Source organism: Rhodococcoides kyotonense (genome assembly GCF_001645385.1).
GTDB lineage: Bacteria > Actinomycetota > Actinomycetes > Mycobacteriales > Mycobacteriaceae > Rhodococcoides > Rhodococcoides kyotonensis_B.
Genome location: NZ_LVHI01000007.1, coordinates 84,352 through 110,407, shown reverse-complemented (window position 1 = coordinate 110,407; position 26,056 = coordinate 84,352). Strand labels below are relative to the sequence as shown.

Below are 26,056 nucleotides of genomic sequence, written 5' to 3'. Positions count from 1 at the left end.
CATGTACAGAACAGCTTTCGTTGCTCTCGCCGGTGCCCTTCTCGTCGCAGGATGCGGGGCCGACGAGCCACGTACCGAAGCGGATTCGGTGACCGTGCGGGAAGCTTGGATCAAGGCGGCCGACACCGGAATGACGTCGGCGTTCGCGGAGATCCAGAACACCGGTGACGATCAGGTCCGCGTCGTCGCTGCATCGACGGGCAGCTCGTCGATGATGGAATTGCACGAAGTCGTTGCGAGCGCGGACGGTTCGATGGTCATGAAGCCGAAGGAGGGCGGTTTCGCCGTGGCGGGCGACGACACGAAGGTGCTGCAGGCAGGTGGCGATCACCTGATGCTGATGGACGTGACGTCACCCCTCACGCCGGGAGCCGACACCGACATCACCCTCACGTTCGAAGATGGTTCGACGACGACCTTCACCGCGCAGGTTCGCGATTTCGCGGGCGCGCAGGAAAACTACGGTGGCTGACCGAGCACCACAGCGTTCCAACGCATTCAGTCGACGGCGCCTCCTCGGGGGAGGTGCCGTCGCACTCGGTGCGGCGGGCGCTGCGGCCTACGGAATATCAAGAGAGACTGGCGAAGCCGTCTTCGGTGGAGAGGTCGTACAGTTTCACGGGAAACATCAGGCGGGGATTGCGACTCCGCCTCAGGCGCACGGGACGTTCGTCGCGTTCGATCTGGACGACGGTGCCGGCCGTGACGACGTCATCGCAATTCTGCGGATGTGGACCGCGGACGCGTCGCGTCTGACGCAGGGACTGCCCGCGCTTGCCGACACGGAACCCGAACTCGCGGAGTCTCCGTCGCGGTTGACCGTTACGGTCGGGCTCGGGCCGGGCGCGTTCACGGCAGCCGGTGTCGCGTCGCCGGTGACACCGTTGCCGGCATTCGGTATCGATCGGCTAGAGCCTCGGTGGAGCGACGGCGATCTGCTTCTGCAGGTGTGCGCCGACGATCCGGTTCCCGTCGCGCATGCGGTGAGAGTGTTGACGAAGAACGTGCGGTCGATGGCGTCGATCAGGTGGGTGCAGCGAGGGTTTCGGTCCGCGCGGGGCTCGCAGGCGTCGGGAACGACGATGCGCAACCTGATGGGCCAGGTCGACGGGACGGAGAATCCAAGTCCAACAACGGATTTCGACGCTCTGGTCTGGAACGAAACCGGTGGAACGTCGCTGGTGGTGCGCAGGATCGCCGTCGAACTCGATACGTGGGACGAACTGGACCGTGGCGGTCGGGAGTTCGCCGTCGGACGGCGTCTGGATACCGGCGCACCGCTGACCGGTGAGTTCGAGCACGACACAGCCGATTTCGCGGCGACCGACAAGTTCGGCGTCCCGGTGATCTCGCCTGCGTCGCACATCGCTCGGGCGCGGCACCGCCACGACGGCGAGAGGTTCTTCCGGCGCGCCTACAACTACGACGATCCACCGACGAGCGGGTCGTCCAGCAATTCGGGGCTCGTCTTCGCGGCGTATCAACGCGACGTCGTCGGGCAGTTCCTGCCCGTGCAGAGGCGACTCGACGAGCACGACGCGTTGAACGAATGGACGACGCCCGTCGGATCAGCGGTGTTCGCAGTTCCGGCGGGCGTCGACGACGGTGGGTATCTGGGGGAGGGGATGCTGTAGTGCGGCTGCGCCACCCGTGCGCGGATAGTTGGCCCAGGGGCCGACTGACCACGCACGGGTGCGAAGCGCACTAGGAGTGAAGCCCGCGGAACGACCCGAGAAACGCTACGGAACCCACCAGTTTCCGGCGCCGCGGAGGAGGGTCCATCCGCCCGGGATCTCGACCCAGGCGGACACGTCGCCCGAGCCGGTGCGAATCGGTCCGGTGTTCAGTGGCCCGGGGAACGCGACGCCGCCGACCTGCGTGGTGTGGTTGAACCAGTTGATGGCGCAGTTGCATCCGACGTTCAGCGTGAAGTCCGAGAGCCCGGGCAGCGACGGGTCGGTGCGCACGAAGATCTGCTGGTTGACGAAGAATTGTTCCGGTCGCCATTCTGTGATCGCGGCGGGGTCGAAGCCGACCGTCGGACTGATCACTCCGGCCTGCGAGAACTTGGCCTGAGCCGTCCCCGCTCCGAACAACGCGGTCCCGACCACGATCAGTGCAGAAACAAGGACAGCGGCGATACGAGCACGTCGCTTCGTCATGAATGGAACCTCCGTCGTGAGTACGCGGTGATGGTACCGGAGGTCGCGACCGGACAGCGGGGTGAGCGTCGTAGGTAGTGTGGGGCCGTGCGATCACGAGGTGCGTTGGTAGGTCTTGTTCTTCTCGCGGCCGTCGGATGTTCGTCGCCTGCCGAGGAGGCGCCGACGCCGGAGTACCCGAATCAGGTCACCGTCGTGAATCGTGCGTACTCGCCGCAGACCATCACCGTCCGGGTCGGCGACACCGTCACCTGGGTGTTCGACGACAAGGGAATGTCGCACGACGTGGTCGCCGACGACCGATCCTTCCGTAGTCCGCTGATGGTGTCGGACACCTTCACGCACACGTTCACCGAGCCCGGAACGTTCACGTACCACTGCACGCCGCACCCCGACATGACGGGAACCGTCGTCGTCGAGTCCTGAGGGTCACAGGCGTCAGGGCAGGGTTCGGACGAAATCGAAGAACGCGGGTGTCACGGCAGGATTCGCGCTCGTGACGCCGTTGACGACGCCGATCGTCGCCCCGGCTGCCGCTCCGGGAATGCAGCCGACGAAGATGAACAGCACGCATCCGATGACCGCGCCGATTCCCGCCCCGATGCCACCCGACACCGAACCGCCGTTCTGCCAACCGATTTGGATCTGGGTCACCAGGTTGTCGTAGGCCGCAGGGCTGTACACCGGACGGATGAGCGACGTCGCCTGCGGTGTCACAGTCAGCGATCTGCCGTCGTCGCCGATGGTTCCCGCGATCGGCAGAACGAGCCCGTCCACCGAGTAGGCAAGTGGGATGGACGTCAGAGTCGTCCCCTCGTCGTTCCTGAGGTCGAGGCTACGGCCGTCGGCAGCGAGGGAGAATGCGCCGGCGTCGAGAATCGTTCGCACGGAGCCGGATTCGGTGACGGTGGTGCTGTAGCCGACGCTCGCGGGTTCGGCGTGCGCGGTCCCGACTGCGGCGGTGCCGAACGCGGTGGTCAATGCGAGGGTCGACAGCGCGGCGAGCGCGGTTCGGGGGGCTTTCATAGGGATCACACCTTTTGTTGCGCGAGGAGAACTCGAACCTAGCGGCGCCGGACTGGCCGGTCGGGAGACCGGGCAAAGCTCACCCTCGACGGATGAAAGGAGCATTGTGAACCTTAGGTTCACACGCTATCGTGGCCATGTGAACCAGAAGTTGTCAGACCTCGACCCGGGAGACAAGCCGACCGACGTGTCGGACGAGCGTCGGCGCAGGCACGATGCCCTACTCGCGTTGCGTGAGGCGATCGAGACCGAGGAACGCGTCGAACGCGAAGCGGCGGCGGTCACCGCGGACGCCGCGTCGACCGCGTTGTGGCTCGGCGCCAGCCTCGCCGATCTGGCGGTCGTCACCGGCAAGACGCGTCAGGCTGCCCGCAAGCGCTGGCCGACGCTGGGCGCAATCCATCGCCGACGCACCTGGCTGGGCAATCACGTCGACGACATCCGCTGGGCCGTGCGCGTCGTCGCCGAGAATGCACCCGAGATCGACGTGCCCGATCGAGCGGTGTTCGACGAGCTGGCCGCCGTCGACGCGTCCGTCGGCCGGGAGTTCGAACCGTCGGCCGAGTACGACGGCAGCGACCCGGCGAGGCGATGGCACGATCTGGATCGGTTGGTGGACGTGCTGTTGCGGGGAATCTGCGACAACGGCCGAGCACGAGGCGGCCAGGCCGACTTCGCGCTGCACGGCGCTTGCGGCGTCGTCGGCTACTACGACCATGCAGCAGGCCGGTCGGACGAGTAGGGCGCGATATCGTCGAGGCATGTCCGTCGTCGCGCTGCGAGGCCCGCTTCTCGTAGCAGGCGCGGTCGGTGCGGCGGCGGTGCTCGTCGCCGTCCGAGACCCACGCTCGACGACGTACCTTACCTGCCCGATCCACGCCGTCACCGGCGTGTGGTGTCCGGGATGTGGCGCGACCCGCGCGTTCGGCGACCTCGTGCGAGGTGACGTGGCGTCGGCGACGGCGTCGAACATGCTCTTCGTTCTGCTTGCGGTCGTCGGGCTGGGTCTGTGGGCCGCCTGGGTTCGCGCCCGCCTGAGGTCTCGGCCACTGTTCTCCGCCCGGCCGCCGGTGTGGCTCCTTGTCGCCGGGGTGGCCACCGTCGTCGCGTTCACCGTGGTCAGGAACATTCCGGCAGGCAGCTGGCTCGCGCCGTAGGCTGACACCCATGTGGCTCGAAGTGGTGTCGATCGTGGTCCTGGTCGGGGCCCTCGTAGTGCTGATCCCGACCGCTCGCCGGGTGTTCAAGAAGGGTGACGACGAATGACCGAGTCGATGAAGGCGCGGCTGCAGGCCAAGATGCGCGAGATGCTCGCCGAGGACGGCGGCACCGAAGCCGAGGTGGCCGAGGGCGACGACCCTCGGCTCGTCGCGATTCGAGACGATCTCGCCGCGCTCGACGACGTGGACGACGACGACCCGCTCGTCGATCGATTGGCCACGCGGTACTGGGTTCCGTAGTGCACTTCGTGCCTGTGCGCGGATAGTTGGACCCCGATCCAACTATCCGCGCACGGGTGCGAAGCGCCCTTCATCTAGTATCTATGTTGTGTCTATGCAGCCGTCGGCCTCGGAACTCGCCTACCTGACCGTCAAGGAAATGATCGTCAGCGGCGAGTTGCCCGGTGGCGAGCTGGTCAGCGAGGGCGACATCGCGGGTCGGATGGATGTCAGCCGCACCCCCGTCCGAGAGGCGTTTCTCCGTCTCCAGGTCGAAGGGTGGATGCGGCTCTATCCCAAGCGTGGCGCTCTCGTCGTCCCCATCGCGCCCGGCGAGGCCGAGCACATCGTGTCTGCACGCAGGCTCGTCGAGTCCGGGAGCGCGCGAGAGGTCGTCGCCGACGAACGCGCTCGCACGGAGCTCGTACGACAGCTTCGGGCGAGTCTGATTCGCCAACGCGAGATCGCGGCGACCGGGACCGCAGCCGAGTTCAGCGCTGCAGACGCAGATTTCCACCGACTCATCGTCCGGGCAGGCGGAAACCCGCTGCTGGACGCGTTCTACGACAGCCTTCGCGAACGACAGCGACGGATGACGACGCATTCGATCTCCCGTGATCCGGGGCAGATCGAGCAGATCGTCGACGACCATGCGCAGCTTGCCGGTCACATCGAGGCAGGCGACGCCGACGGATTCGCGTCGGCCGTCGACAGCCACATGCGCCGCGTGCACCGGCTGAACGAAGGAAGTACTTCATGACACTCACGAAGGCCACCACGGAGACCAGGACGGCCAAGTGGCTCCTCGTCGCGGCAGGCATGTTCGCCGTCGCGTGGGGAGGCAACGAATTCACACCGCTGCTGGTGATGTATCGACTCGAACACGGCTTCTCGGCGGTCACCGTCGACACGTTCCTGTTCGCGTACGTCATCGGGATCGTGCCGTCGCTGCTCATCTGCGGACCATTGTCCGATCGACTCGGTCGACGGCCGGTGATGCTGCCCGCCCCGGCGATCGCGGCGGCCGGTTCCATCCTGATCGCAATGGGTGCCGATCATGCGGGCCTGCTCTTCGGCGGGCGCGTGCTCAGCGGTGTGGCGCTCGGTATCGGCATGGCCGTCGGTGGAAGCTGGATCAAGGAACTGTCGGCGCATGAAGCTCCGGGAGTCGGTGCTCGTCGTGCGGCGATGAGCTTGACGGCCGGGTTCGCGCTCGGCGCCGGCGTCGCAGGCGTTCTGGCGCAGTGGGCGCCGTGGCCGACGCATCTCGCGTACCTCGTGCACGTCAGCATCTGCGTCGCCGCGGGAGTCGGGATGATGTCGGTGCCCGAAAGTCGTCCGGCTGTTCCCCGCGCGGAGCGAAAGAGTCTCGTTCAGGACCTGAAAATCCCGGCTGCGGGTCATCGCCGGTTCCTTCTGGTCGTGGTTCCGTTGGCGCCCTGGGTCTTCGGCGCGGCGAGCGTCGCATATGCGGTGTTGCCGTCGCTGATGGCCGACCGAAGCGGTGGCCACCCGATCGCGTTGTCGGCGTTGATGTCGGTGATCGCGCTCGGCGCTGGATTCGCGATCCAAGCCGTCGGCCGCAGAATCGACACCCCGAATGCGGCGCGCGGTGCCCTTGTCGCGCTGACGATCCTGGTCGTCGGCATGCTGCTCGCCGCGTGGGCCGCGTCGATCCTCACCGTCGCGGCTGCGTTGATCGCGGCAACCGTGCTCGGATGTGGATACGGCATGGCGCTCGTCTCGGGACTGCAAGAGGTGCAACGCATTGCGGGCCCGGACGATCTTGCCGGTCTGACGGCTGTCTTCTACTCGTTGACCTACCTGGGCTTCGCGGTTCCGGCGATTCTGTCCGCGCTCACGGAGGAATGGCCGGGCGTCGTCACCTACCCCGCGATCTTCGTCGTCGGTGCCATCATGGCCGGGGTGTGCTGGGTGTTCGTGCGCACTCAGTCGACCTCGCACCTTCCGGCCGGGGAGTAGGCCTCACGAAAATCTACCCTCCTGTTGTGCGCTTCTGAAGTCCAAAACCGCACAACAGGAGGGTAAATTTCGGCCGGGGCCGGGGCCTGGGCTACGGAAGTGCAGGCAGTTCGGTCCGATTCAGCCACTCGTCCCACAGCGTGCGCGGGCAGCCGTACCGCGAGGCAAGGTCGGTGAAGTCGGCGGTGCTCACGGTCGAGTACCGGTACTTCGACGTCCACTCCTGGATCAGCGGGAAGAACTTGTCGTCGCCGACGGTGCTCCGAAGTGCATGCAGCGCAAGAGCTCCGCGCTTGTAGACACGGTCGTCGAACATCTTGGCCGGACCGGGATCGCCGAGCACGAGGTCCCGCGGTAGGCCCCGCTGCATGGTGTGGACGCGTCGCGCCTTGTCCCGTGCACTCGTGCCGCCGGAGTTCTCGGCCCAGATCCACTCCGAGTAGCAGGCAAAGCCCTCGTGGAGCCAGATGTCCTTCCACTTGCCGAGCGTCAGGCTGTTGCCGAACCACTGATGCGCGAGTTCGTGTGCGACCAGTCGCTCGAAATACCGTGTGCCCGAACAGTGATTGGCGCCGAAGATCGACAAACCCTGTGCCTCGATGGGTATTTCGAGGTCGTCGTCGGTGACGACGACGGTGTACGCCGCGAACGGATAGGGCCCGTAGAGGCGAGTGAACGTGTCCATCATCTCGGTCTGACGACCGAAGTCGTGCTCGAAATTCTGCTTCAACCGCGACGGGAGAACAGCTTTCATCGGAACCGAGCTACCGCTGATGGCGTGTGCCGAGTACGGACCGATCTGCACCGTCGCGAGATAGGTGGCCATCGGTTCGGGCTGCTCGTACACCCATGTGGTGCGGCTGGCGCGCGTCTGCTTGCTGACGAGTGTGCCGTTGGCGACCGCGTAGTACGGCGAGTCGGTGGTAATGGTGATGCCGTAGCTGGCCTTCGAGACCGGGTGGTCGTCGCACGGAAACCACGACGCGGCCCCGTTCGGCTGACTCGCGACGATCGACCCTTCGGTCAGCTCGTCCCAGCCGACCTCACCCCAGAACCCGTTGATGGGCTTCGGAGTTCCGCCGTATTGGATCGTGACGACCAACGCTGCACCCGACGCGATCGGCTTGGCAGGGGTGATCTTCAGTTTGTCGCGGTGTTGGCTGAACTTGACCGACCGCGAACCGTTGACCGACACCTTGGACACGCGCAGTGCAGGTCCGAGATCGAACGCGAACTTCGACAGCGTCGCCGTCGTGACCGCGGTGATCTTCGCCTTGCCCGCGAGACGGTTGCTCTCGACCTTGTACTCCAGATCGAGTTCGTAGCGCGACACCCGATAGCCACGATTGCCGTTCTGCGGCAGGTAGTCGTCGATCGGCGCATCGGAGGAATCGATGTCGAACGTCGGCGTCACGAGCTTCGATGGAACGAACTTCACTCGCTCACCTCAGCGGCGGGGATGATCCGCGAGAACGGGTCGCCCTTCGCCCACGGTGCGATCGGGTTGCCCTGCCAGCGGGTGTGCGCGGGCACGGTGTCGCCGCGCATCACGAGCGACGCGGGCCCGACCGTCGCGCCGTCGCCGATGCCTGCGGCGGGCAGGGCGACGCAATGCTGGCCCAGTGTCGCTCCTCGTCCGAGTGTCACGCTGTCCATGCTCATGATCCGATCATGGAACAGGTGGGTTTGCACAACGCAGCCCCTGTTCACGGTGGCACCGTCGTCGAGAGTCACCAGATCCGCCTCGGGAAGCCAGTAAGTCTCACACCAGACACCCCGACCGATCTTCGCACCGAGCCAGCGCAGCCACATGTTCAGGACGGCCGTTCCCTCGGCTGCGCGCGCGAACCACGGCGCGGCGACGGTTTCGACGAACGTGTCCGCGACCTCGTTGCGCCACACGAACGAGCTCCACAGTGGGTGCTCGACCTTGTCGATGCGGCCGACCCAGACCCACTTCGCGGCTGCGGAAATCGCCGCGGCGACCGCACCTGCGACCAGCAGCACGACGCCGCTGAGCAGCGCGGCGAGCCAGTAGCCCACGGCGTCGGCGATGGCGGTCAGTCCGAACAGCACGCCCAGGCCGATCCCGAACGTGACGACGACCGGAATGAGGCGGCACGTCTCGACGAGCGCACGGGCCATCTTCAGCTTGCGCGGCGGATCGAACGTCCGGGAGCTGTCGCCTCGGCCGGCTGCACGACGCAGACGCACCGGCGGGCTTCCGAGCCACGACGAGCCCGACTTCGCCTTGTCCGGTGTCGCGGACAGCACGGCGACGAGGCCGTTCTTCGGAACGGTACGGCCGGGGCCGGTCATACCCGAGTTGCCGAGGAACGCGCGCTTGCCGACCTTCGCGTCGCCGAGGTGCATCCAGCCGCCACCGAGCTCGTAGCTCGCGACCATCGTGTCGTCGGCGAGGAATGCGCCGTCGGCGACGGTCGTGAACTTGGGGATCATCAGCACGGTCGACGCCTCGACGTCCTTGCCGATCTTCGCGCCCAGCAGTCGCAGCCAGTGCGGTGTCAGCAGCGACGCGTACAGCGGGAACAGGAACGTCCTGGCGGAGTCCATCAGGCGTTCGGTGGCCCAGACCTGCCAGCCGATACGGCTGCGCACCGGGTGGTAGCCCTCGGTGAGGCCGATGCTGAGGAGCCGGACCGCGGCAAGCGTGATGACCGCGAACGTGCCGAGCGACACGAGGGTCGCGACGGGCAGCATGATGGCCGCTCGGCCGATGGCTTCACCGATCGAGGTGGCAGTGTGCAGCCACCAGCCCATCAGCACGAGCGAGACACCGATCGAGAAGATGGCCATGCCCGACAGGAACAGCGACGCGACGCCGTAGGCCAGCATCCACTGGATTGCGCGCGGGGGAGTCTCGTCGGGCCAGGGGTGCTCGGCCTTGCCGACCTTCTGGGCGGGCGAACCGGCCCACAGCTGACCGGCCTTGACCTTGCCGACGACGGCCGAGCCGGCGCTGACCACCGCGTTCTTGCCGACGGACGTTCCGGGGAGAAGCGTCGAGCGAGCGCCGACGGCAGCTCCCGCGCCGATCTTGATACCGCCGATGTAGACGAGGTCGCCGTCGATCCAGTGACCGGTGAGATCGACCTCCGGTTCCACCGAGCAGCCGTCGCCGAGTTCGAGCATGCCGGTGACCGGCGGAAGCGTGTGCAGGTCGACGCCCTTGCCGACCTTCGCGCCGAGCGCACGGGCGTAGTAGACCATCCACGGTGCTCCGGACAGGTTCGACGCCCCGCTGGCGTCGGTCAGACGCGTCGCTGCCCACAGCCTGATGTGAGCGCTGCCGCCGCGACTGTAGGCGCCGGGTTTCAGGCCTGCCAGCAGGATTCGCGAGCCGACGACCGAGATCGCCATGCGGCCGACCGGCGTGATGAACAGGACGAACGCAACGAGGATCCACCACCACGACACCGTCGGCGCCCACGGGACCTCGGCGAACCACGACATGACGTTGAACAGAATCCCCAGCCATGTGACCCACTGCAGGCCGGTCAGCGTCGTCAGCGGAACGGTCGCGGCGATCTGCGCCCACTGCGCCGTGCGTGACGTCGGTTCGACCTCACGCGGCACGACCTCGACCGGCGGTTTCAGCTCGTCCAGATATCGGGCGAGTGAACCGAGCCGTGGGTGGTCGTACAGCTGGGCGACGGTGATCTCGGGGAACCGCTCACGCAGTGCCGTCACCAACTGGGCAGCGGACAACGAGCCGCCGCCGTTCTGGAAGAAGTCGGCGTTCTCGTCGGTCACCTGAGCGCCGAGGATGTTGGTCCACAGCTCGGCAACCCAGCCGGCAGTGCCTTCCAGCGCCGACGCGTCACCGAGCCCCGGCAGAGGCCAGGGCAGCGCGTTCCGGTCGACCTTGCCCGACGTCCGCGTCGGCATCTCCTCGACGAGCGCGAGCCGCGGAACGAGCGCAGCCGGGAGCTGCTCGGACAGCAGCGTCCGCGCCGCATCGAGGTCGAAATTCTTGTCGGTGCTGGCGAGATAACCGACCAGCACCGAGTTGCCTGCACCCGTCTTGCGGACCGCGGCCGCCGCACCGGCGACGCCGGGGAGAGCCTGCAGCGCGTTGTCGATCTCGCCGAGCTCGATGCGTCTACCGCCGAGCTTGATCTGGTCGTCGGCGCGGCCCTGGAACAGCAGGCCCTCGACTTCGAGCTTGACGAGGTCGCCACTGCGATAGGCGCGTTCCCACCCGAGCGTCGGCATCGGGGCGTACTTCTCGGCGTCCTTCGCCGGGTCGAGATAGCGCGCGAGGCCGACACCGCCGATGACGAGTTCACCGACCTCGCCGACGGCAACCGGCTGGCCGGACGCGTCGACGACGGCGAGATCCCAGCCGTCGAGTGGCAGGCCGATACGAACCGGACCCTTGCCGTCCATGATCGACGCACACGCGACGACGGTGGCCTCGGTGGGTCCGTACGTGTTCCAGACCTCGCGACCGTCGACGGCAAGGCGTTCGGCCAGCTCGGGCGGGCACGCCTCGCCGCCGAAAATCAACAGTCGGACGGCTTCGAGCGCGACAGCGGGCCACAGAGCTGCGAGCGTCGGGACGGTCGAGACGACCGAGATGTCACGGGAGACGAGCCACGGTCCGAGATCGAATCCACTGCGGACGAGCGAGCGAGGTGCGGGAACGAGACACGCGCCGTGACGCCACGCGAGCCACATCTCCTCGCAGGACGCGTCGAACGCCACCGACAGACCTGCCAGCACGCGGTCGCCAGGGCCGAGGGGATCGTCCTGCATGAACATCCGCGCTTCGGCGTCGACGAATGCCGCGGCGTTGCGATGGCTGACGGCGACGCCCTTCGGCGTACCCGTCGAACCCGACGTGAAGATGACCCAGGCGTCGTCGTCGGGGCTCGGGATGGTCAGGGTGTCGGGCAGGGGAATGTCCTGCTTGTCGGCCGTACCTGCGGCGATGCCGCCCGCCGTCACGACCGCGGTCACCTTGGCCTCACCGAAGACGAGCTCGGCGCGCTCGTCGGGGTCGTCGGCGTCGACGGGCACGTACGCGGCACCGGCGTTCAGGATCGACAGAATCGCGACGTACAGCGAGAACGAGCCCGACGGCATCCGGACGCCGACGCGGTCGCCGCGTCGGACTCCCGCCCTGGCCAGCCACTGCGCGCCCTCGTCGATGTCCTCGAGCAGCTCGCGGTAGGTGATCGACGTGCTTCCGTCGTCGATCGCCATGGCATCGGGATGCTGCGACGCCGTCGACCGCAGGACGTCGATGAGAGTGCGCTCACGAGGAGCGCGATCTCCGCGCAGAAATTCGGCAGGTATGGCCGCAGACGCCTGCGTCTTCGTCGATTCCGATCGTGATTCCACAGACAACCGGGTGTTCCTCTTCTCGAATCGTCAACGTGATTTGTGGGTCGTTATCTCATGTTGGGTTTGCCAGAAGGTGAACGGCTGCATGGTCGAGACACCGGGCGAAGTTTACTCGGGTGGTGCGACTTCGCCCCACAGGTTTCCTACCTGCCGGGTTGACAATGACGAGAGTCGTTTGCCATTCTCAGTTCAGGTCATGAGTACCAGCGCAAAGCCCCGGCTCGCTGGTCGGCAACCCTCCTCCGCGGTGGGGTGCTCCGGGTGACGACCTGGCCGACGCCGGAGAACCGGTGCGGCAAGCGCGGACTCGAACGCCGTATCGGCGTGGGTCCCCGAACGACAAGGGGATAATTGTCATGACTGCTGTTCTCGAGAAGACCTGTGCACCGTTCGCTGCGGTCAGCGGCGCGAACGTGCAGGTCCCGCTCGTCGACGGAACCACCTGCAGCTACGCGAACTTCGACTACGCGGCCAGTGCACCTGCGCTCGCCGAGGTGTCCGCGCGAATCGAGGAGCTGCTGCCGTTCTACTCCAGCGTGCACCGGGGTGCCGGATATGCATCGCGGGTCTCGACGGCCGCATACGAGAAGGCTCGGGTGACCGTCTCCGAATTCGTTGGAGCGCAACAGGATTCCGTCGTGATCTTCACGCGGAACACCACGGACTCGCTGAACCTTCTCGCCGGATGTGTCCCGGGAGACACCGTCGTGCTCGACATCGAGCACCACGCGAACCTGTTGCCGTGGAACGGGCGTCGCGTCGTCGCCGCAGCGGACTCGGTCTCCGAGACGGTCGCGCGCATCGACGCGGAACTGCAGACGAAACCCGCTGCGCTGCTTGCCGTCACGGGAGCATCGAACGTCACGGGCGAGGTGCTGCCCATCCGCGAACTCGCGTCGCTCGCGCATCGGCACGGTGCTCGAATTCTCGTCGACGGTGCCCAGTTGGTGCCGCATCGCCGCGTGAATCTTGCCGACCTGGGCGTCGACTACCTCGCCTTCTCGGGCCACAAGCTGTACGCGCCGCACGGTGCGGGTGTCCTCGTCGGCAGGCGTGACTGGCTCGACGCCGGTGAGCCCTACCTTGCCGGTGGTGGCGCGGTGCGACACGTGACCACGACGTCGACCGACTGGGCTCTGTCACCCGCGCGTCACGAGGCCGGGACCCCGAACGTGCTCGGCGTCGTCGCGCTCGCAGCTGCGTGCGAGGCGATCACGGCGTACGAGGCGGCAGGTGCCGTCGACCACGAGCGTCGTCTGTGCACTCGGCTACGCGACGGGTTGGCCGGAATCGACGGAATTCAGCTCCTGTCGGTGTGGAACGACGCTCCGGACAGTGTGGGCATCGTCACATTCGCACTCGACGGGTACGGCCCGGGCGAGATCGCCGCGTACCTGTCCGCCGAGCACGGAATCGGCGTGCGCGACGGCAAGTTCTGCGCCCACCCGTTGCTGCAGCGGCTCGGTTACGCGGGCGGCGCCGTGCGGGCCAGCCTGGGGCTCGGTAGTTCCGACGCCGACGTGGACCGCCTCGTCGACGCCGTCGCGCAGTTGGCCTCGTCCGGCCCCTCGTGGGTCTACGAGGAGGACAACGGATGGTGGAACCCCGTGCCCGATCCGCGCCCGTTCCCTGCGATCGCCGACGGCAGCGCAGGCGTGGGATCCCCGTGCGCGAACGGAGAGGTTAGCATCGGGTCATGACAGCAAATGTCGTGTCGCAGGGCCGATTCTGGCGCGACAGGTACGTGGATCTGTGCCGCACGGCCTCCGGGTCTTGTAGTCGCTCGGGTAGGACCTAGGCAACCTTCCCCTGCTTCCACGACAGGACATCTCATGTCGAACACTTCACCCGTACGCGTCGCCGTCGATCATGCGGGCACCTGGACCGAAATCACCGACGCCGTTCCGACCGAGGCGGTCGCCCGCATCGTCGCCGCAGACCTTCGTGAGGGCCAACAGGCTCGCACGGCACTGCGCTCCGATGCAGTGGCCGCAGGCAAGGAAGCCGACAGCGTCGCAGTCTTCCTCGACATCGAGTTCCACATCGCCGACGACGCCAGGACCGCGCGTCGTGAGTTCGCGGCGTTGGACGTGCCCGCCGTTCCCGGTTCCATCCGGTACGTCGGAACCGCTGCAGGTCTGGCGGGGCTCGTCGCCGACGTGAAGGCCGCCGAGGTGGCCGACGGCGTCACCCTCGTCGCCGTCGGACCAGAGGCGCGCAACCTGGCCGACGTCGCAGCGGGCGTCGTCCCGTGGTTGGAGGACCGTGGCGTCGCGTTCCAGGTCGACGGACTCCTCGCCGCGACGGGTGCCGTGCCGTCGGCACGTGAACTCGCGTCCTGAGCGCGACTGACTGCACACGATCGACCCGAATCGACGGGAGATCGCCGATTCGGGCCGATTCTGTGCAATGAGTTGCGCAGTCAGGTCACATCCACGGCGAGGCCTGCCGTGATGCGTAGCAGCTCCTTGAACGTCGTCCTGAAGATCGTGTTCGGATGCCCTGCCGCAGCCCACAATTCGGGGTACTGGGACAGCGACTCGTCGATGTAGGTAGCCAGGTTGGTGGGGTGCCCGACGGGTGCGATGCCGCCGATCGGCTGATCCGTCGCCAATTTGACGAGATCGAGCGGTGCGCGCTGCAGCGTGCCGCCCAACCGTTCGCCGGTGGCGTTCGAGTTCACCTGGTGGGCTCCGGACACCAGCAGCAGCACCGGGTCGTCGTCGAGGAGGAACACCAGCGATTTCACGATCGCGCCGACGCTCACGCCGAGCGATTCCGCAGCGGCTTCTGCGGTCGATGTGGGTTCGGGCGAGGTGACGACCACCCCGTGGTGCCCGCGCGAGATCAGGATGTCGGCGACATGCGCCGCGTTCGGGTGGAGAAGCCGGGGCATCCTCCAAGAGTATTGCCAGTCGAGCAACTCCGCAGGCGCAAAGGGCGACCCATCAATCGAGGCGGGAGTGGAGCCTGCGCAATGAGCCATCAATCGAGGCGGGAGTGGAGCCTGCGGAATGAGCCATCAATCGAGCAGACCCCCGAACAGTCGCAGGCGTGCCATGCCGCCGTCGGGGTAGATGTCCATCCGTACCTCGGAGACGGGCTCGGCGGCGTCCAGGACGAACCGGTGACGGGTGTCCGGCTGCAGACGAGTCCGGGGGAGCAGCTCGATCCATTCCCCGTCGCCGAGACGGCCTTTCAACGACGCCGCGCCGGGGGCATTGCCGAGAAAACAGGATGTGTCGAGTTCGGCCAACCGGACGGTACCGGTTCCTGCGAGCATGACCTGAACCCAGTCGTTCGCGTCGTTTCGCCGGCGGGACGTCTCCCAACCCTCGCCCATCGACCGCGGTGGGCCGGGGAACAGCAGGTTGTTCGGCGAGCTGTAGAACATGTTGGAGCACGCCGACACGTAGCCGCCGTTCTCGAGCGCCGCCAGGTCGAACGGGCCCGCAGCGAGAAAACGCGGGTCGGGACGTCCACGGCCCAGAACGCGCAGCCGTGCGACGCCACCGTCGGGGTAGATCGACAGCTTCACGTGCGTCCAGCGGTCGGAGGACTCCACTTCGAACCGGTTCTCGGTGTCGCCGTTCACGGGGCTCCGCGGAACGATGGTCATCCACTCGGCGTCGTCGTACAGTTCCTGGCCCGACGGGAAGCCCTCTACCGCCGCGGCCTCGACGGAGATCTCGGGCGGGTAGTTACCGGTGAACCACGCGGTGTCGACGACGACTGCATCGACGACGCCCGGTGCGCCGAGACGCACGATGGCCTCGTCGTATCCCGCTTCCCGACGCCGACGCGTCTCCCAGCCGTCGTATATCTGTCCCTTGTGTCCGAAGGTGGCCTTGGAGAAGTCGGCCTTGCCCGGGGTGATCAGATTCTCCTTCTCCGCGAACGTCTCGTCGTTCGCCCAGACGACGGCACCGCCCAGCGTGCGAACGGCGAGGTCGGGCAGGGGAAGGGGGAACGTGGCCGTCATACTCGTGAGAATAAGCGAAGACTCCCGGCGGGTTGAGTCGAAGCGCATCGGGTACTCGCGAGACATGACTGCTCAGAACCCCGAACCCGACGACACCGCTGGCCTCGAACCCGGTGGTGGCGTCGCTCCAGGGGACACTCCTCCCGTCGAGACCGGCGTCGGGGGACCCAATCACGAACCTCCTCAACGTGGATTGGCCCTACCGGTCGTTTTCCTCGGAATCGTCGCGCTCCTCGTGATCCTCGTCGTCGCATTCTTCGTCGGCCGAATCGCCGGTCTGTTCTAGCAATGTGATCAGTGCCGACGTCAATCCTCCCCTCCAACACAGAGTTTCGTGCCCACCGTCGAATTCGTGGTAGTCGACGGTGACGCCACGTGCGCGCAGCATTGTCGCGACGTGGTGGTTGTGTGCCTGCATGTCGCCCTCGTGAACTCCGACGTCCATGACGACCCGTATCGGCAGTGCGTCCGACGATGCGGTGAGCATCTCGGCGACGCGTCCGCCGAGGGGCCCGCGCACGCCTCGGTGCGACATGACCGGCCACCAGAACGACCCGGATTGGCTTGCGACAAGGCCGAATCGGTGTGGGAACTCCAGGGCAGCGAACAGCGATGCGAGGCCGCCGAAACTCTGCCCGGAGACGACGGTTCGACGCGGATCGCCTGTGAACGACGCCTCGTGCGCCGCGAGTGGGATCAGTTCGTCGACGACGGCCTCCCAGAACGGGCGGTGACAAGGCAATTCACGACTGCGCATGTCCCCGTCGCCGGAATCGACGAACAGGATCACCGACGGTGGCAGTGCGTCGTCGCGCACCGCGGCGTCGAGCACCGGAGTCAGCGGTGCCTCGTCGATCCATCGTCTTCCGTCGAGCACGATGACCAGCGGTCGCTCGGAGGAAACCCCGTGGCCGACGGTCTCGTGAATCCAGACGTCGCGTGAATTACCGAGAGAACCGCTGTGCCACCGTAGTTTTCGAGGTGTCGAACCGAGAGTGGTGTCGTCGTTCCACCATCGTTGAACGGGCGCGTCGGGCATCTCCGCGATCGATCCACGGCCGAAGCGTCGGACGTTGTTCTCGTCGGGGACGGCATGCTCGAGTAGGCCGAGGAAGCGAGTGCGGACACCCTCGCGTGTGGCGGCGACACCCGGCGGATCCAACGTACGAACGACCTCCTCCGCGACGGGCATGAAGCAGTAGGTCCCGCGCCACGTGCGGGTGATCTCGGTGCTCCAGAACCAGATTCCGCTGTCGTCCACCTGTGTCATGTCGGTCAGGTCTTCGGCGTGGTGGTCGGTGAGCGAACTCGCGTCGAAGTAGACCCTGAAGGGTTTCGTCGCTGCATCTCTCCACAAGAAAGTCACCCGGACCCGGCTGTCGCCCGAGGCCTCGATGCGCGGAAGTCCCGCTCTCGATACGCCCGCCCAGAACACGTCTTCCGATCCGGCAGCGATCAACTCGGTGCGCAATTGCGACTCCACGTCCTCTAGCATGAGGCAAGCCTAACCTCCGGTCGAAAGGGTGTTCTGACGTGTTCGGAAGAAGAAGCGGTCTGGTGCGTACCGCGGCGGTACTGGCGGTCGCGGCCGTAGGTCTCGCCGGTTGTAGTTCCTCGGAGGGGCCGGACGCGGCGGACGCGCAATCGTCCACGAGCGGTGACGCGAACTGGCCACGGACGGTCGACACGGAACAGGGCCCGGTGGAGATCCCGGCCGCACCGGAGCGGATCGTGTCGACGTCGGTCACGTTGACCGGCAGTCTCCTCGCGATCGATGCACCCGTCGTGGCGAGCGGTGCGACGTCACCCAACACGGACGTGGCCGACGAACAGGGATTCTTCACCCAGTGGGGCGACATCGCGGCCGAGCGCGGCGTCGAACCGCTGCCGTCGGCAGACATCGACATCGAGCAGATCGTCGTCCAGGATCCCGACCTGATCGTGGTCTCGAAGACCGGCGCGGATTCCGCGATCGAGCTGTACGACCAGCTGAGCCAGGTCGCCCCGACGATCGTCGTCGACTACGGCAACAAGACGTGGCAGGACGTCGCCACCGTCCTCGGCGAGGCGACGGGACACGAGTCCGACGCCGCGGACGTCATCGCGACGTTCGGCGACACCGTCGAGGCCGCGAGAGAAGCGATCGCTCTGCCGCCACAGCCGACGACCGCGCTGGTCTACAACGGCGCCGAGTCCGCGAACGTGTGGACCGGCGAGTCGGCGCAGGGCAAACTGCTGGTCGACCTCGGGTTCACCCTCGCCGAGATGCCCGACGCCGTCCTCGGCGACACCAGCATGGGTGCGCGCAAGGACATCGTCTCCGTTTCGCCCGAGAACTTCAGCCGCGCGTTCACCGGTAACACGGTCGTGCTCGTCAGCGCGGACGAGTCCGACGTGGCTGCGTATGTCGCCGATCCGCAACTCGCACAGTCGCCTGCCGTCACCGGAGACCACATCTACGACGCGGGCCTCGACAGCTTCCGGCTCGACTACTACAGCGCGACCAACGTCGTCGAACGCTTGCAGGCGCAGCTGGCCGCGTAGGTCAGTACGGAGGCCAACCGCCCTCGGGGCCCAGGAGTTTCTGCAACCGAGTGCGGTTGACCTTCGCCAATTCCCGCCGCAGCATCGCCGCGTCGATCCCGGTCATCGACGGACAGGTCGACGCGAGCGCATCGACGTCGGCATCGGACAGCTCGCCCAGTTCGAGATCGGCCCGGGTGAAGAACTCGGCGTACGAGCCGTATGCGCGTCCGTCCGCCACGTGCGACGCCCACGTCACCGAGCAGCAGCACTCGAAGAGCGCATGTACCGCCTTGTGACGCGGCAGGTCGTTGAACACATCCAATCCAAGACCCTGATGCATCATCATGGATCGATCATGAGCCGCGGTGGCGGCCACCTCCAGCGGTTCCGCACGGTGTTAGCGCAGGCGTTACGCGGCGTAACACAGCCTGACCTCGTCGCTGTGTCCTCCATTAGGCTCGCCCTATGACGGAACAGAGCTGGAAGGCATTCTCGGTGGAAATCTCCGACCACGTGGCGGAGGTGACGCTGATCGGTCCCGGCAAGGGCAACGCGATGGGTCCGGATTTCTGGAGCGAGTGTCCACAGCTGTTCACACAGCTCGACGCCGATCCGGAGGTTCGTGCGATCGTCCTCGCCGCGTCGGGAAAGCACTTCACGTACGGGCTCGACCTCGCTGCGATGGGCGGTGAATTCGCGCCGCTGATGGCCGACAAGGCGCTCGCGGGCCCGCGCACCACGTTCCACGACACGATCAAGCGGATGCAGCTGGCCACGGGCGCCGTCGCCGACTGCCGCAAACCCGTCGTCGTCGCGGTACAAGGCTGGTGCATCGGCGGCGGACTCGACCTGATCAGCGCCGCGGACATTCGCTACGCCTGCGCCGACGCCAAGTTCAGCGTGCGCGAGGTCAAGGTCGCGATCGTCGCCGACATGGGGTCGCTCGCGCGGCTTCCCGCGATCATCGGCGACGGTCACGTACGCGAACTCGCGTTGACGGGCAAGGACATCGACGCCGCGCGTGCAGAGAAGATCGGGCTCGTGAACGACGTGTTCGACGACGCCGACGCCGTGCTCGCCGCAGCTCGTGCCACCGCGGCCGAGATCGCCGCGAATCCGCCGCTCGTCGTCCAGGGTGTCAAGACGGTGCTCGACCACTCCCGCTCCGCGGCCGTCGACGACAGTCTTCGCTACGTCGCGGCATGGAACGCGGCATTCCTCGCGTCGAACGACCTGACCGAGGCCATCACCGCGGTCTTCGAGAAGCGTCCCGCGAAGTTCACCGGGAGCTGAGCGAAGTGGAATACGCCGAAGAGATCGGGAGCCAGCTGGTCCGACTTCAGCGCATCCGCGAGCGCAAACTCGCGCAGCTGAAGGACGCGTCGGGCGGCGTCGAAGGCGCAGCGTTCGTCTGCCTGTTCCGGTTGTTGACGGACGGCCCGATGCGATCGAGCACGCTGGCTGCGATGGTCGACTCGGATCCGTCGACGGTCAGCAGGCAGGTGGCTCAACTCGTCGACCGTGGCCACGTCGAGCGTCTTCGCGACGAGACCGACGGCCGAGCGTACGTTCTGGCCGTCACGGACTCCGGACGGGAAATCGCGCGTCGCATTCAGGAGCGGCGTACCGCCAACCTCGCACGCGTCATCGAGGACTGGTCCGGCGACGATCGTGCTCGCCTGGTCGAGCTGTTGGACAGGTTCCTGACAGACTGGGAACGCGTCAAGCCCGATTTACAGGCGGTGCGTGAAAGGTAGAGTCCGAAGCTCGCGTTCTGTGTTGTCGGACATCGATGTAGTGGCAGCGTCGGTGTCGTCGAAAACGCCGGTGAGGGGGCGAGATGCCAGGAATGCTGGGTCGGTGGACACCGGGACCGCTGCGCATCCTGGAAACGAACACCCCCGCGACGAGGCTCGAGCGCAGAGTGGGCCTCGGAATCGCGGTCCTCGTTCCCTTCTTCGCCGTCATCGGCACGATCGTCCTGTTCTCGCAGGAAGGTCCGGGCTCGACCGGCAGGCGGATACTGTGCGGCATCGTGCTGGCGTCGACGATCCCGGTCGGCGCGTGGTGGCTGCGTCGCGGCATCCGCGTCGCACGCATGCCGGGATGGTTCGTGTTCTATGCCGACGTCGGCGTCGCGATCGTGCTGTTCACCTTCACCTCTCGCGGATTTGCACTGGCTGTCACGTCGCTGTTCGCCGTCATCGGCACCTATATCGCGTACTTCTCGAGTCGGCGGGTGCTGCGGGCGCATGCCGTCTTCGTCAGCATCGTGATTCTCGTGCTGTCCGTGGCAACGTACCTCGAACGCGAGCAGGATCTGTCGGCCGTCATCGCGCAGACGCTCGTCGCGCTGCTCGTCGTCAACTCCGTCATCGCGTTCCGCGCGGTCATCAAGACGCAGCTCGACCTCGCCAACACGGACTCGCTGACGGGCCTGCTCAACCGACGCGGTTTCGATCTTCGCCTCGAACGTCTGCTGTGCGATTGCTCGGCGGGTCAGACCGTCGTGCTGGCGGTCGTCGACCTCGATCGGTTCAAGAACGTCAACGACACCTACGGTCACGCGGCAGGCGATCGAGTGTTGAAAGCGACGGCCGAGCGTCTCGCCGCAGCAGCGCCGCCGAGAGCATGTGTGGCCCGAACGGGCGGTGAGGAATTCACGGTCGCGTCGGTGATGACACCGCCGGACGCACTGAACATGGCCGAACGGATTCGGGCGGCACTCGCGCGCATCCGGAACGAGATACCGGTGACGGGAAGCGTCGGCGCCTCACTCATCTCGGCGGACGCGTGGCGGACACTGCACGCCGACGAGGCTGCGGAAATGGTCCACGCCGCGCTGCTCAAAGCGGACACGGCGATGTACGAGGCCAAGCGGTCGGGCGGCAATCAAGCGAGGGTGTTCACCGGATGAGTCTCGAACCCACCCGGTGAGACCGTCTCAGCGCAGCGCGCTCTTCGGGTCGTTCCACAGCTGATCGGTGAAGTCCTCGAGCGCGACGAGCACGACGGTGTCCTCGGCCCGTCGCAGAATCGACTTGCTGGCCCGCACCTGCACGACATCGCCGGACTTGTCGGTCATGCGCCACAGCGAATCGGCGCGTGTCGCGACCGTCGTCAAGAACATGTCCGCGACGTTGACTCCCTCGGGAGCCCGATCCGGGAAGATGTCGTGCAGGTGGAAGTCGGCCCGTTCGGAACGGTCCGTGCCGAACAATTCGTCGAACGCCTCGTTCGCGAAGACGATGGCACCGCTCGGATCGACAGCGAGGATCGGGACCGGAATGCGGTCGAGGACGACCGTGACCGGCAGATCGGGGAATTGCGCCGGATCGGAAATGGGCCGCGAATCGGCATTGCGTCGCTCGCCGCTTCCGCCGACGGCGCTACCGACCGAATTGCTGTCCGTCATGTCTCTCCCCACCTGATCCCTTTCGTGCCGAGCCGGTTTCGACTCAGTGCTCCGGATTGTCCGCCAAACGCTTGAAGGACGCAGCGATTTCGGCTTCTGCCTCTGCGCGACCGACCCAGTCGGCCGCCTCGACATGCTTGCCCGGCTCGAGGTCCTTGTAGTGGACGAAGAAGTGCTTGATCGCGTCGAGCTCGAACGTCGAGACGTCGGAGAGGTCCTGGATGTGATCCCAACGCTTGTCGCCTGCCGGAACGCACAGGATCTTGTCGTCGCCGCCTGCCTCGTCGACCATCTTGAACATCGCGACCGGGCGAGCCTCGACGATGACGCCGGGGAACACGGACTCGGGCAGCAGAACGAACGCGTCCAGCGGGTCGCCGTCCTCGCCGAGGGTGCCTTCGATGAAGCCGTAGTCGGCCGGATATGCCATCGCCGTGTACAGGTAACGGTCGAGGCGAACGCGGCCACTGACGTGGTCGACCTCGTACTTGTTGCGCTGTCCCTTGGGGATCTCGATGGTGACGTCGAACGGCACGTGCAGCCCTCGCTCTTCTCTTCGTGTCGTGCGTCATGGGCGACGCATGATGCTTCGCGGCGCAAGCGTACCGGACCCAGGGATACTGTTGGATGAACTGCCGACCGGCAGAGCTCGAAGCAGATGGAGGAATGTTGGCGGGCCTGACCAAGCGAATTCTCGGTCCCACCGCCGGCCGGCGACGACGGCGGACGCGCGTCCTCCTGATACTCGTGGCCGTCGTGATCGTGGCAGCAGGCGGGGTCGCGGTCGCGGCAATAGTCCCGACGACGTCCGACGCGGTGTCGGACACGGAGACGGCCCCCGAGCCCGACGCCGTCATGCCGGTTCCGTCGATCGTTCCCTACCCGGACACCGCGCCGATACCGACGCAGGCCGCTCTGACCGCGGCCTTGGCTCCCGTCGTCGGATCGCCCGATCTCGGTTCGTTCACCGGCGTCGTCGCCGACGCCGTCAGCGGTGACGTGCTGTGGTCCTCGTCGCCCGATACGCCGATGACCCCGGCGTCGACGACGAAGGTGCTGACGGCGGCGGCCGCGATGCTGGCTCTGCCTCAGGAACACCGCGTGACGACGAAGGTCGTCAAAGGCGCGGTGCCGGGGGAGATCGTGCTGATCGCGGGAGGCGATCCGACGCTCACCGCGCAGCCCGTCGGCACCCCGGGCTTCTACCCGGGTGCGGCGCGGATCGACGACCTCGTCGAACAGATCTCGAAGGCGGGCACTCCGGTCGACAAGATCGTCGTCGACACGTCGATCTACAACGGTGGGGCGATGGCGCAGGGCTGGTTCGCGCCCGACGTCGCCGCCGGGTACATCACACCGATCGAACCGATCATGCTCGACGGCGGACGTTCCGTTCCGACCGAGGACGAGTCACCGCGTAGCGCCGAACCGGCACTCGACACCGGTCGTGCCCTCGCGCGCGGGCTCGGTATCGATCCGGCTCGTGTGTCGATCGGCACGGCCGCGCAGGGCGCCGATCAGGTGGCGAGTGTGCAGTCGGCGCCTCTGCGCGATCGTCTCGGCCAGATGCTCGGCCGTTCGGACAACGTTCTCGCCGAAGCGATCGGGCGCGAGATCGCCATCGAGACGAACGCGCAGGCGTCGTTCCAAGGAGCGATCGACTCGATCGGACAGACGCTGTTCTCGGCCGGCTACGACCTCGACGGCGTGGAACTGCACGACACGAGCGGCCTGTCGGTCGACAACCTGATTCCGGCGCGGCTTCTCGACGAGATCATGACGAGCGCCGCCGGATCGGGCAAGGCCGAACTGCGTCCGATGCTCGACTACCTGCCGATCGCCGGTGCCACCGGCACCCTGTCCGACCGCTACGCCAGCGCCGATCGCGTCGGAGCCGGTTGGATCCGCGCCAAAACTGGCACACTGTCGACAGCGAGTGCGCTTGCCGGATTCGTCGTCGACGTCGACGGCAGAACACTGACGTTCGCGCTGATGTCCAACGATCGTCCGCCGGAGGTCAGCAGACCTGCGCTCGACGCGGTGGCGTCGACACTGAGGATGTGTGGTTGCCGATGACAGAGCTACAAGACAAGACAGTGGTACCTGCATGAGCGATCGCGACGCGGAGAGCTCGTCGGGCTTCGGCTCGTCGGTCGACTGGGCACTCGCGGCCAGGACCGGCGCCACATTGGCCCCAAAGGAACCGTCGACGTCTCGCTACACCGCGGACGCCGTGGTCACCGAGCTCGCCGACGCGTCCGTGCGAGCCGAGGGGCCGGTGCGCGAGACCACCGGACTCGCAGACGGCCTTCCTGTCCCGCAGGCACGCATCGTCGATCGGGCCGGCTGGATCGACGCGGCCGCGTCGTCGATGAAGCATCTGACCGGTGAGCCGGACTCCGAGCCGTCGGGGCTGCTCGCTGGCAAGCCCGCGGGCCTGCAGGCGGGTGCGATGCTGGCGTTCCTGTCCAGTGCGATCCTCGGCCAGTACGACCCGTTCACCGGTGAGCACGGCACGTTGCTGCTCGTCGCGCCCAACGTCATCGCCGTCGAACGCGCACTGCGCGTGCCGCCCAGCGACTTCCGGCTGTGGGTCTGCCTGCACGAGGTGACCCACCGTGTCCAGTTCTCGTCGGCGCCGTGGCTCGGCGACTACATGCGTGGCTCGGTGGCGGTGCTGTCGGACGGTGTCGACGAGCCGATGAGCCAGTTCGCGAACCGATTGACCGAGGCATTGAAGAACCGGCGACAGTCCGACAAGGCCGAGGATGCAGGCATCGTCGGCCTGCTGCGTGCCACGCAAGCACCCGAGCAGCGTGACGCCATCGATCGGCTGCTCGTGCTCGGCACGTTGCTCGAGGGCCACGCGGACCACGTCATGGACGCGGTCGGACCCGCCGTGGTGCCCGCGGTCGCCCAGATTCGCAGCGCCTTCGACGGTCGACGTCGGCGCAAGACCAACCCGTTGCAGCGCATCGTCCGCGCGTTGCTCGGCATCGACGCCAAGATGGCGCAGTACGTGCGTGGCAAGGCATTCGTCGACCACGTCGTCGGCAAGGTCGGCATGACCGAGTTCAACCGAATCTGGACCGATGCGACGACGCTGCCGAAGCTCGACGAGATCGAAGATCCCGACCGGTGGATCGCTCGCGTCCTGGCATGACACCGGTCGCGCCGCTGCCCGGGGGCCCTGCGATCCTCGAGGTTCGGCATGCGGTTCGCGCGTGGATCAGGTCGCGGCCGGGTCCAATTGCCGTTGCGTTGTCCGGAGGCGCGGATTCGTTGGCGCTCACCGCTGCGGCCGTCGCCGAGGCATCGTCGGTGCGCGCTCTCGTCGTCGACCACGGGCTGCAACCCGGGTCGAAGGATGTCGCCGACGCGGCCGCAGCCACCGCGGTATCGCTCGGATGTGCGGACGCGACGGTGTTGCCGGTGCGCGTCGATCGCGTGGGTGGGATGGAAGCGGCCGCTCGGCGCGCGCGGTACGCGGCGCTCGACGAGGCACGGGACGGCGCGAACGTTCTCGTCGCCCACACCCTCGACGACCAGGCCGAGACGGTGCTGCTCGGACTCTCACGTGGGTCCGGACCCCGGTCGATCGCGGGTATGGCCGATTGGGACGAGCCGTGGGGTCGTCCGCTGCTCGGAGTCCGCCGGTCGGTGACGCGTGCGGCGTGCGAGGAGCTCGGTCTGACGCCGTTCGAGGACCCACACAACGTCAGCAGCGACTTCACCCGTGTCCGGCTGCGGCTCGAGGTGCTTCCGCTGCTCGAAGACGTTCTCGGCGGAGGCGTCGCACCTGCGTTGGCGCGCACTGCTGCTCAGTTGCGCGAGGACGCCACGGTGCTCGACGACCTCGCCTCGGAACTCCTCGCGTCGGCGCGTGCGGGCGACGAACTCGACGTGACGGTCGTCGCGGACCGCCCCGCTGCGCTGCGGCGCAGAGCAGTTCGCGTGTGGTTGCACGAGGTCGGCGCACACTCGTTGTCCGACAGGCAACTGCGAACCATCGACGACCTGATCGTGCGGTGGCGAGGCCAAGGGGGAGTGGCTGTCGGCGGAGGACCGGCAGGTGCGAGGTTGGTGGTGCAGCGTCGACATGGCAGGCTTGGAGCAGAGCTCGAATGGAGTCTGCTGTGATTCCGGCCGGTCC

The 26,056-nt window shown here is 66.8% G+C and carries 28 protein-coding genes and 1 riboswitch; of the genes, 18 read left to right on the top strand and 10 right to left on the bottom strand.

All coding sequences use genetic code 11. The features are described 5' to 3' along the window. The first annotated feature begins 1 nt into the window (after window position 1). Window positions 2-472, top strand: a complete 471-nt coding sequence (locus A3K89_RS05960; RefSeq protein WP_157105250.1) for a copper chaperone PCu(A)C — start codon at window positions 2-4, stop codon at window positions 470-472. Further along, a complete protein-coding gene (locus A3K89_RS05955) occupies window positions 465-1,634 on the top strand; it encodes a Dyp-type peroxidase (RefSeq protein WP_068423268.1) in 1,170 nt (389 codons plus the stop codon). Before A3K89_RS05960 ends, A3K89_RS05955 begins: the two co-directional genes overlap by 8 nt. A 105-nt stretch (window positions 1,635-1,739) precedes the next feature. Here the strand turns inward: A3K89_RS05955 and A3K89_RS05950 are convergent, their stop codons facing one another. Then, on the bottom strand, window positions 1,740-2,162 hold the full coding sequence (locus tag A3K89_RS05950) for a hypothetical protein (RefSeq protein ID WP_068423266.1): 423 nt from the start codon (window positions 2,160-2,162) through the stop codon (window positions 1,740-1,742). A gap of 87 nt (window positions 2,163-2,249) precedes the next feature. On the opposite strand from A3K89_RS05950, the gene A3K89_RS05945 reads away from it, so the two are divergent. Beyond that, window positions 2,250-2,588 carry a plastocyanin/azurin family copper-binding protein gene (locus A3K89_RS05945; RefSeq protein WP_068423264.1) on the top strand — a complete coding sequence of 113 codons (339 nt, stop codon included), beginning with the start codon at window positions 2,250-2,252 and terminating at the stop codon, window positions 2,586-2,588. Between the two features lie 12 nt (window positions 2,589-2,600). Here the strand turns inward: A3K89_RS05945 and A3K89_RS05940 are convergent, their stop codons facing one another. Continuing rightward, complete coding sequence (locus tag A3K89_RS05940; RefSeq protein ID WP_068423262.1) at window positions 2,601-3,188, bottom strand: hypothetical protein; 588 nt, start codon at window positions 3,186-3,188, stop codon at window positions 2,601-2,603. A 139-nt stretch (window positions 3,189-3,327) separates the two neighbouring features. Between A3K89_RS05940 and A3K89_RS05935 the strand changes: the two genes are divergently transcribed. The 5 genes from A3K89_RS05935 (at window position 3,328) to A3K89_RS05915 (ending at window position 6,610) form a co-directional block, all read left to right on the top strand. Continuing rightward, window positions 3,328-3,930 (top strand): hypothetical protein, encoded by a 603-nt coding sequence (locus A3K89_RS05935; protein ID WP_068423260.1) that lies wholly within the window; start codon window positions 3,328-3,330, stop codon window positions 3,928-3,930. A gap of 19 nt (window positions 3,931-3,949) precedes the next feature. Further along, window positions 3,950-4,345 carry a DUF2752 domain-containing protein gene (locus A3K89_RS05930; RefSeq protein ID WP_068423258.1) on the top strand — a complete coding sequence of 132 codons (396 nt, stop codon included), beginning with the start codon at window positions 3,950-3,952 and terminating at the stop codon, window positions 4,343-4,345. A gap of 105 nt (window positions 4,346-4,450) precedes the next feature. Next, on the top strand, window positions 4,451-4,648 hold the full coding sequence (locus A3K89_RS05925) for a hypothetical protein (RefSeq protein ID WP_068423256.1): 198 nt from the start codon (window positions 4,451-4,453) through the stop codon (window positions 4,646-4,648). A gap of 94 nt (window positions 4,649-4,742) precedes the next feature. Beyond that, the gene (locus A3K89_RS05920) at window positions 4,743-5,387 is read left to right on the top strand and encodes a GntR family transcriptional regulator (RefSeq protein ID WP_068423254.1); all 645 of its coding nucleotides are present in this window, start codon (window positions 4,743-4,745) and stop codon (window positions 5,385-5,387) included. After that, window positions 5,384-6,610, top strand: a complete 1,227-nt coding sequence (locus A3K89_RS05915; RefSeq protein ID WP_068423252.1) for an MFS transporter — start codon at window positions 5,384-5,386, stop codon at window positions 6,608-6,610. The genes A3K89_RS05920 and A3K89_RS05915 overlap by 4 nt, the downstream gene beginning before the upstream one ends. A 91-nt stretch (window positions 6,611-6,701) precedes the next feature. Here the strand turns inward: A3K89_RS05915 and A3K89_RS05910 are convergent, their stop codons facing one another. Together A3K89_RS05910 and A3K89_RS05905 are read right to left on the bottom strand one after the other, a co-directional pair. After that, window positions 6,702-8,048 carry a M1 family metallopeptidase gene (locus A3K89_RS05910; protein WP_068423250.1) on the bottom strand — a complete coding sequence of 449 codons (1,347 nt, stop codon included), beginning with the start codon at window positions 8,046-8,048 and terminating at the stop codon, window positions 6,702-6,704. Beyond that, window positions 8,045-11,977 carry a Pls/PosA family non-ribosomal peptide synthetase gene (locus A3K89_RS05905; protein WP_371828788.1) on the bottom strand — a complete coding sequence of 1,311 codons (3,933 nt, stop codon included), beginning with the start codon at window positions 11,975-11,977 and terminating at the stop codon, window positions 8,045-8,047. Before A3K89_RS05905 ends, A3K89_RS05910 begins: the two co-directional genes overlap by 4 nt. A gap of 195 nt (window positions 11,978-12,172) precedes the next feature. Then, window positions 12,173-12,288, top strand: a riboswitch (SAM riboswitch). Window positions 12,289-12,336: 48 nt separating this feature from the next. Between A3K89_RS05905 and A3K89_RS05900 the strand changes: the two genes are divergently transcribed. After that, window positions 12,337-13,680: an aminotransferase class V-fold PLP-dependent enzyme gene (locus A3K89_RS05900; RefSeq protein WP_068423245.1), complete on the top strand. Its 1,344-nt coding sequence runs from the start codon at window positions 12,337-12,339 to the stop codon at window positions 13,678-13,680. A 132-nt stretch (window positions 13,681-13,812) separates the two neighbouring features. Next, window positions 13,813-14,322 (top strand): hypothetical protein, encoded by a 510-nt coding sequence (locus A3K89_RS05895; RefSeq protein WP_068423243.1) that lies wholly within the window; start codon window positions 13,813-13,815, stop codon window positions 14,320-14,322. An 80-nt stretch (window positions 14,323-14,402) separates the two neighbouring features. Here A3K89_RS05895 and A3K89_RS05890 read toward each other — a convergent pair whose 3' ends face one another. Together A3K89_RS05890 and alc are read right to left on the bottom strand one after the other, a co-directional pair. Beyond that, the gene (locus A3K89_RS05890; RefSeq protein ID WP_068423241.1) at window positions 14,403-14,876 is read right to left on the bottom strand and encodes a YbaK/EbsC family protein; all 474 of its coding nucleotides are present in this window, start codon (window positions 14,874-14,876) and stop codon (window positions 14,403-14,405) included. A 126-nt stretch (window positions 14,877-15,002) separates the two neighbouring features. Beyond that, entirely contained in the window at window positions 15,003-15,962 is a 960-nt protein-coding gene (gene alc / locus A3K89_RS05885) for an allantoicase (RefSeq protein WP_068423240.1), read from the bottom strand. Between the two features lie 64 nt (window positions 15,963-16,026). Between alc and A3K89_RS26260 the strand changes: the two genes are divergently transcribed. Then, window positions 16,027-16,248, top strand: a complete 222-nt coding sequence (locus tag A3K89_RS26260; protein ID WP_084423609.1) for a DUF6480 family protein — start codon at window positions 16,027-16,029, stop codon at window positions 16,246-16,248. On the opposite strand, the gene fes is transcribed toward A3K89_RS26260, so the two are convergent. Then, the gene (gene fes / locus A3K89_RS05880; protein ID WP_084423608.1) at window positions 16,162-17,457 is read right to left on the bottom strand and encodes an enterochelin esterase; all 1,296 of its coding nucleotides are present in this window, start codon (window positions 17,455-17,457) and stop codon (window positions 16,162-16,164) included. The genes A3K89_RS26260 and fes overlap by 87 nt on opposite strands. 38 nt (window positions 17,458-17,495) lie before the next feature. On the opposite strand from fes, the gene fepB reads away from it, so the two are divergent. Continuing rightward, on the top strand, window positions 17,496-18,506 hold the full coding sequence (gene fepB / locus A3K89_RS05875; protein WP_068423235.1) for a Fe2+-enterobactin ABC transporter substrate-binding protein: 1,011 nt from the start codon (window positions 17,496-17,498) through the stop codon (window positions 18,504-18,506). A gap of 1 nt (window position 18,507) precedes the next feature. On the opposite strand, the gene A3K89_RS05870 is transcribed toward fepB, so the two are convergent. Continuing rightward, window positions 18,508-18,834: a 2-oxo-4-hydroxy-4-carboxy-5-ureidoimidazoline decarboxylase gene (locus A3K89_RS05870; protein WP_068423233.1), complete on the bottom strand. Its 327-nt coding sequence runs from the start codon at window positions 18,832-18,834 to the stop codon at window positions 18,508-18,510. A gap of 119 nt (window positions 18,835-18,953) precedes the next feature. On the opposite strand from A3K89_RS05870, the gene A3K89_RS05865 reads away from it, so the two are divergent. From A3K89_RS05865 to A3K89_RS05855, 3 genes are all read left to right on the top strand, one after another. After that, complete coding sequence (locus tag A3K89_RS05865) at window positions 18,954-19,781, top strand: crotonase/enoyl-CoA hydratase family protein (RefSeq protein ID WP_068423231.1); 828 nt, start codon at window positions 18,954-18,956, stop codon at window positions 19,779-19,781. 5 nt (window positions 19,782-19,786) lie between these two features. After that, the gene (locus A3K89_RS05860; protein WP_243636926.1) at window positions 19,787-20,245 is read left to right on the top strand and encodes a MarR family winged helix-turn-helix transcriptional regulator; all 459 of its coding nucleotides are present in this window, start codon (window positions 19,787-19,789) and stop codon (window positions 20,243-20,245) included. 83 nt (window positions 20,246-20,328) lie between these two features. After that, complete coding sequence (locus A3K89_RS05855) at window positions 20,329-21,405, top strand: GGDEF domain-containing protein (RefSeq protein WP_068423229.1); 1,077 nt, start codon at window positions 20,329-20,331, stop codon at window positions 21,403-21,405. 27 nt (window positions 21,406-21,432) lie between these two features. Here the strand turns inward: A3K89_RS05855 and A3K89_RS05850 are convergent, their stop codons facing one another. Both A3K89_RS05850 and A3K89_RS05845 read right to left on the bottom strand, forming a co-directional pair. Then, window positions 21,433-21,903: a PAS domain-containing protein gene (locus A3K89_RS05850; RefSeq protein ID WP_068423227.1), complete on the bottom strand. Its 471-nt coding sequence runs from the start codon at window positions 21,901-21,903 to the stop codon at window positions 21,433-21,435. Window positions 21,904-21,946: 43 nt separating this feature from the next. Further along, window positions 21,947-22,438 carry an inorganic diphosphatase gene (locus A3K89_RS05845; protein WP_068423225.1) on the bottom strand — a complete coding sequence of 164 codons (492 nt, stop codon included), beginning with the start codon at window positions 22,436-22,438 and terminating at the stop codon, window positions 21,947-21,949. A gap of 131 nt (window positions 22,439-22,569) precedes the next feature. Here A3K89_RS05845 and dacB point away from each other — a divergent pair, with 131 nt between their 5' ends. From dacB to tilS, 3 genes are read left to right on the top strand one after another with little or no spacing between them, the layout of a single operon-like run. Then, a complete protein-coding gene (dacB, locus tag A3K89_RS05840; protein ID WP_068423223.1) occupies window positions 22,570-23,979 on the top strand; it encodes a D-alanyl-D-alanine carboxypeptidase/D-alanyl-D-alanine endopeptidase in 1,410 nt (469 codons plus the stop codon). Window positions 23,980-24,010: 31 nt separating this feature from the next. After that, complete coding sequence (locus A3K89_RS05835) at window positions 24,011-25,066, top strand: zinc-dependent metalloprotease (protein WP_068423220.1); 1,056 nt, start codon at window positions 24,011-24,013, stop codon at window positions 25,064-25,066. Further along, window positions 25,063-26,043, top strand: a complete 981-nt coding sequence (tilS, locus tag A3K89_RS05830) for a tRNA lysidine(34) synthetase TilS (RefSeq protein WP_068423217.1) — start codon at window positions 25,063-25,065, stop codon at window positions 26,041-26,043. The genes A3K89_RS05835 and tilS overlap by 4 nt, the downstream gene beginning before the upstream one ends. The last annotated feature ends 13 nt before the right edge of the window (window positions 26,044-26,056 follow it).

What these genes read in the sequence shown, in the direction of transcription:
- A3K89_RS05960 (WP_157105250.1), top strand. Translation starts at nt 2, where the DNA reads ATGTACAGAACAGCTTTCGTTGCTCTCGCCGGTGCCCTTCTCGTCGCA.
- A3K89_RS05950 (WP_068423266.1), bottom strand. Translation starts at nt 2,162, where the DNA reads ATGACGAAGCGACGTGCTCGTATCGCCGCTGTCCTTGTTTCTGCACTG.
- A3K89_RS05940 (WP_068423262.1), bottom strand. Translation starts at nt 3,188, where the DNA reads ATGAAAGCCCCCCGAACCGCGCTCGCCGCGCTGTCGACCCTCGCATTG.
- A3K89_RS05930 (WP_068423258.1), top strand. Translation starts at nt 3,950, where the DNA reads ATGTCCGTCGTCGCGCTGCGAGGCCCGCTTCTCGTAGCAGGCGCGGTC.
- A3K89_RS05925 (WP_068423256.1), top strand. Translation starts at nt 4,451, where the DNA reads ATGACCGAGTCGATGAAGGCGCGGCTGCAGGCCAAGATGCGCGAGATG.
- A3K89_RS05920 (WP_068423254.1), top strand. Translation starts at nt 4,743, where the DNA reads ATGCAGCCGTCGGCCTCGGAACTCGCCTACCTGACCGTCAAGGAAATG.
- A3K89_RS05915 (WP_068423252.1), top strand. Translation starts at nt 5,384, where the DNA reads ATGACACTCACGAAGGCCACCACGGAGACCAGGACGGCCAAGTGGCTC.
- A3K89_RS05900 (WP_068423245.1), top strand. Translation starts at nt 12,337, where the DNA reads ATGACTGCTGTTCTCGAGAAGACCTGTGCACCGTTCGCTGCGGTCAGC.
- A3K89_RS05895 (WP_068423243.1), top strand. Translation starts at nt 13,813, where the DNA reads ATGTCGAACACTTCACCCGTACGCGTCGCCGTCGATCATGCGGGCACC.
- A3K89_RS05890 (WP_068423241.1), bottom strand. Translation starts at nt 14,876, where the DNA reads ATGCCCCGGCTTCTCCACCCGAACGCGGCGCATGTCGCCGACATCCTG.
- alc (WP_068423240.1), bottom strand. Translation starts at nt 15,962, where the DNA reads ATGACGGCCACGTTCCCCCTTCCCCTGCCCGACCTCGCCGTTCGCACG.
- A3K89_RS26260 (WP_084423609.1), top strand. Translation starts at nt 16,027, where the DNA reads ATGACTGCTCAGAACCCCGAACCCGACGACACCGCTGGCCTCGAACCC.
- fes (WP_084423608.1), bottom strand. Translation starts at nt 17,457, where the DNA reads ATGCTAGAGGACGTGGAGTCGCAATTGCGCACCGAGTTGATCGCTGCC.
- A3K89_RS05870 (WP_068423233.1), bottom strand. Translation starts at nt 18,834, where the DNA reads ATGATGATGCATCAGGGTCTTGGATTGGATGTGTTCAACGACCTGCCG.
- A3K89_RS05865 (WP_068423231.1), top strand. Translation starts at nt 18,954, where the DNA reads ATGACGGAACAGAGCTGGAAGGCATTCTCGGTGGAAATCTCCGACCAC.
- A3K89_RS05855 (WP_068423229.1), top strand. Translation starts at nt 20,329, where the DNA reads ATGCCAGGAATGCTGGGTCGGTGGACACCGGGACCGCTGCGCATCCTG.
- A3K89_RS05850 (WP_068423227.1), bottom strand. Translation starts at nt 21,903, where the DNA reads ATGACGGACAGCAATTCGGTCGGTAGCGCCGTCGGCGGAAGCGGCGAG.
- dacB (WP_068423223.1), top strand. Translation starts at nt 22,570, where the DNA reads ATGTTGGCGGGCCTGACCAAGCGAATTCTCGGTCCCACCGCCGGCCGG.
- A3K89_RS05835 (WP_068423220.1), top strand. Translation starts at nt 24,011, where the DNA reads ATGAGCGATCGCGACGCGGAGAGCTCGTCGGGCTTCGGCTCGTCGGTC.
- tilS (WP_068423217.1), top strand. Translation starts at nt 25,063, where the DNA reads ATGACACCGGTCGCGCCGCTGCCCGGGGGCCCTGCGATCCTCGAGGTT.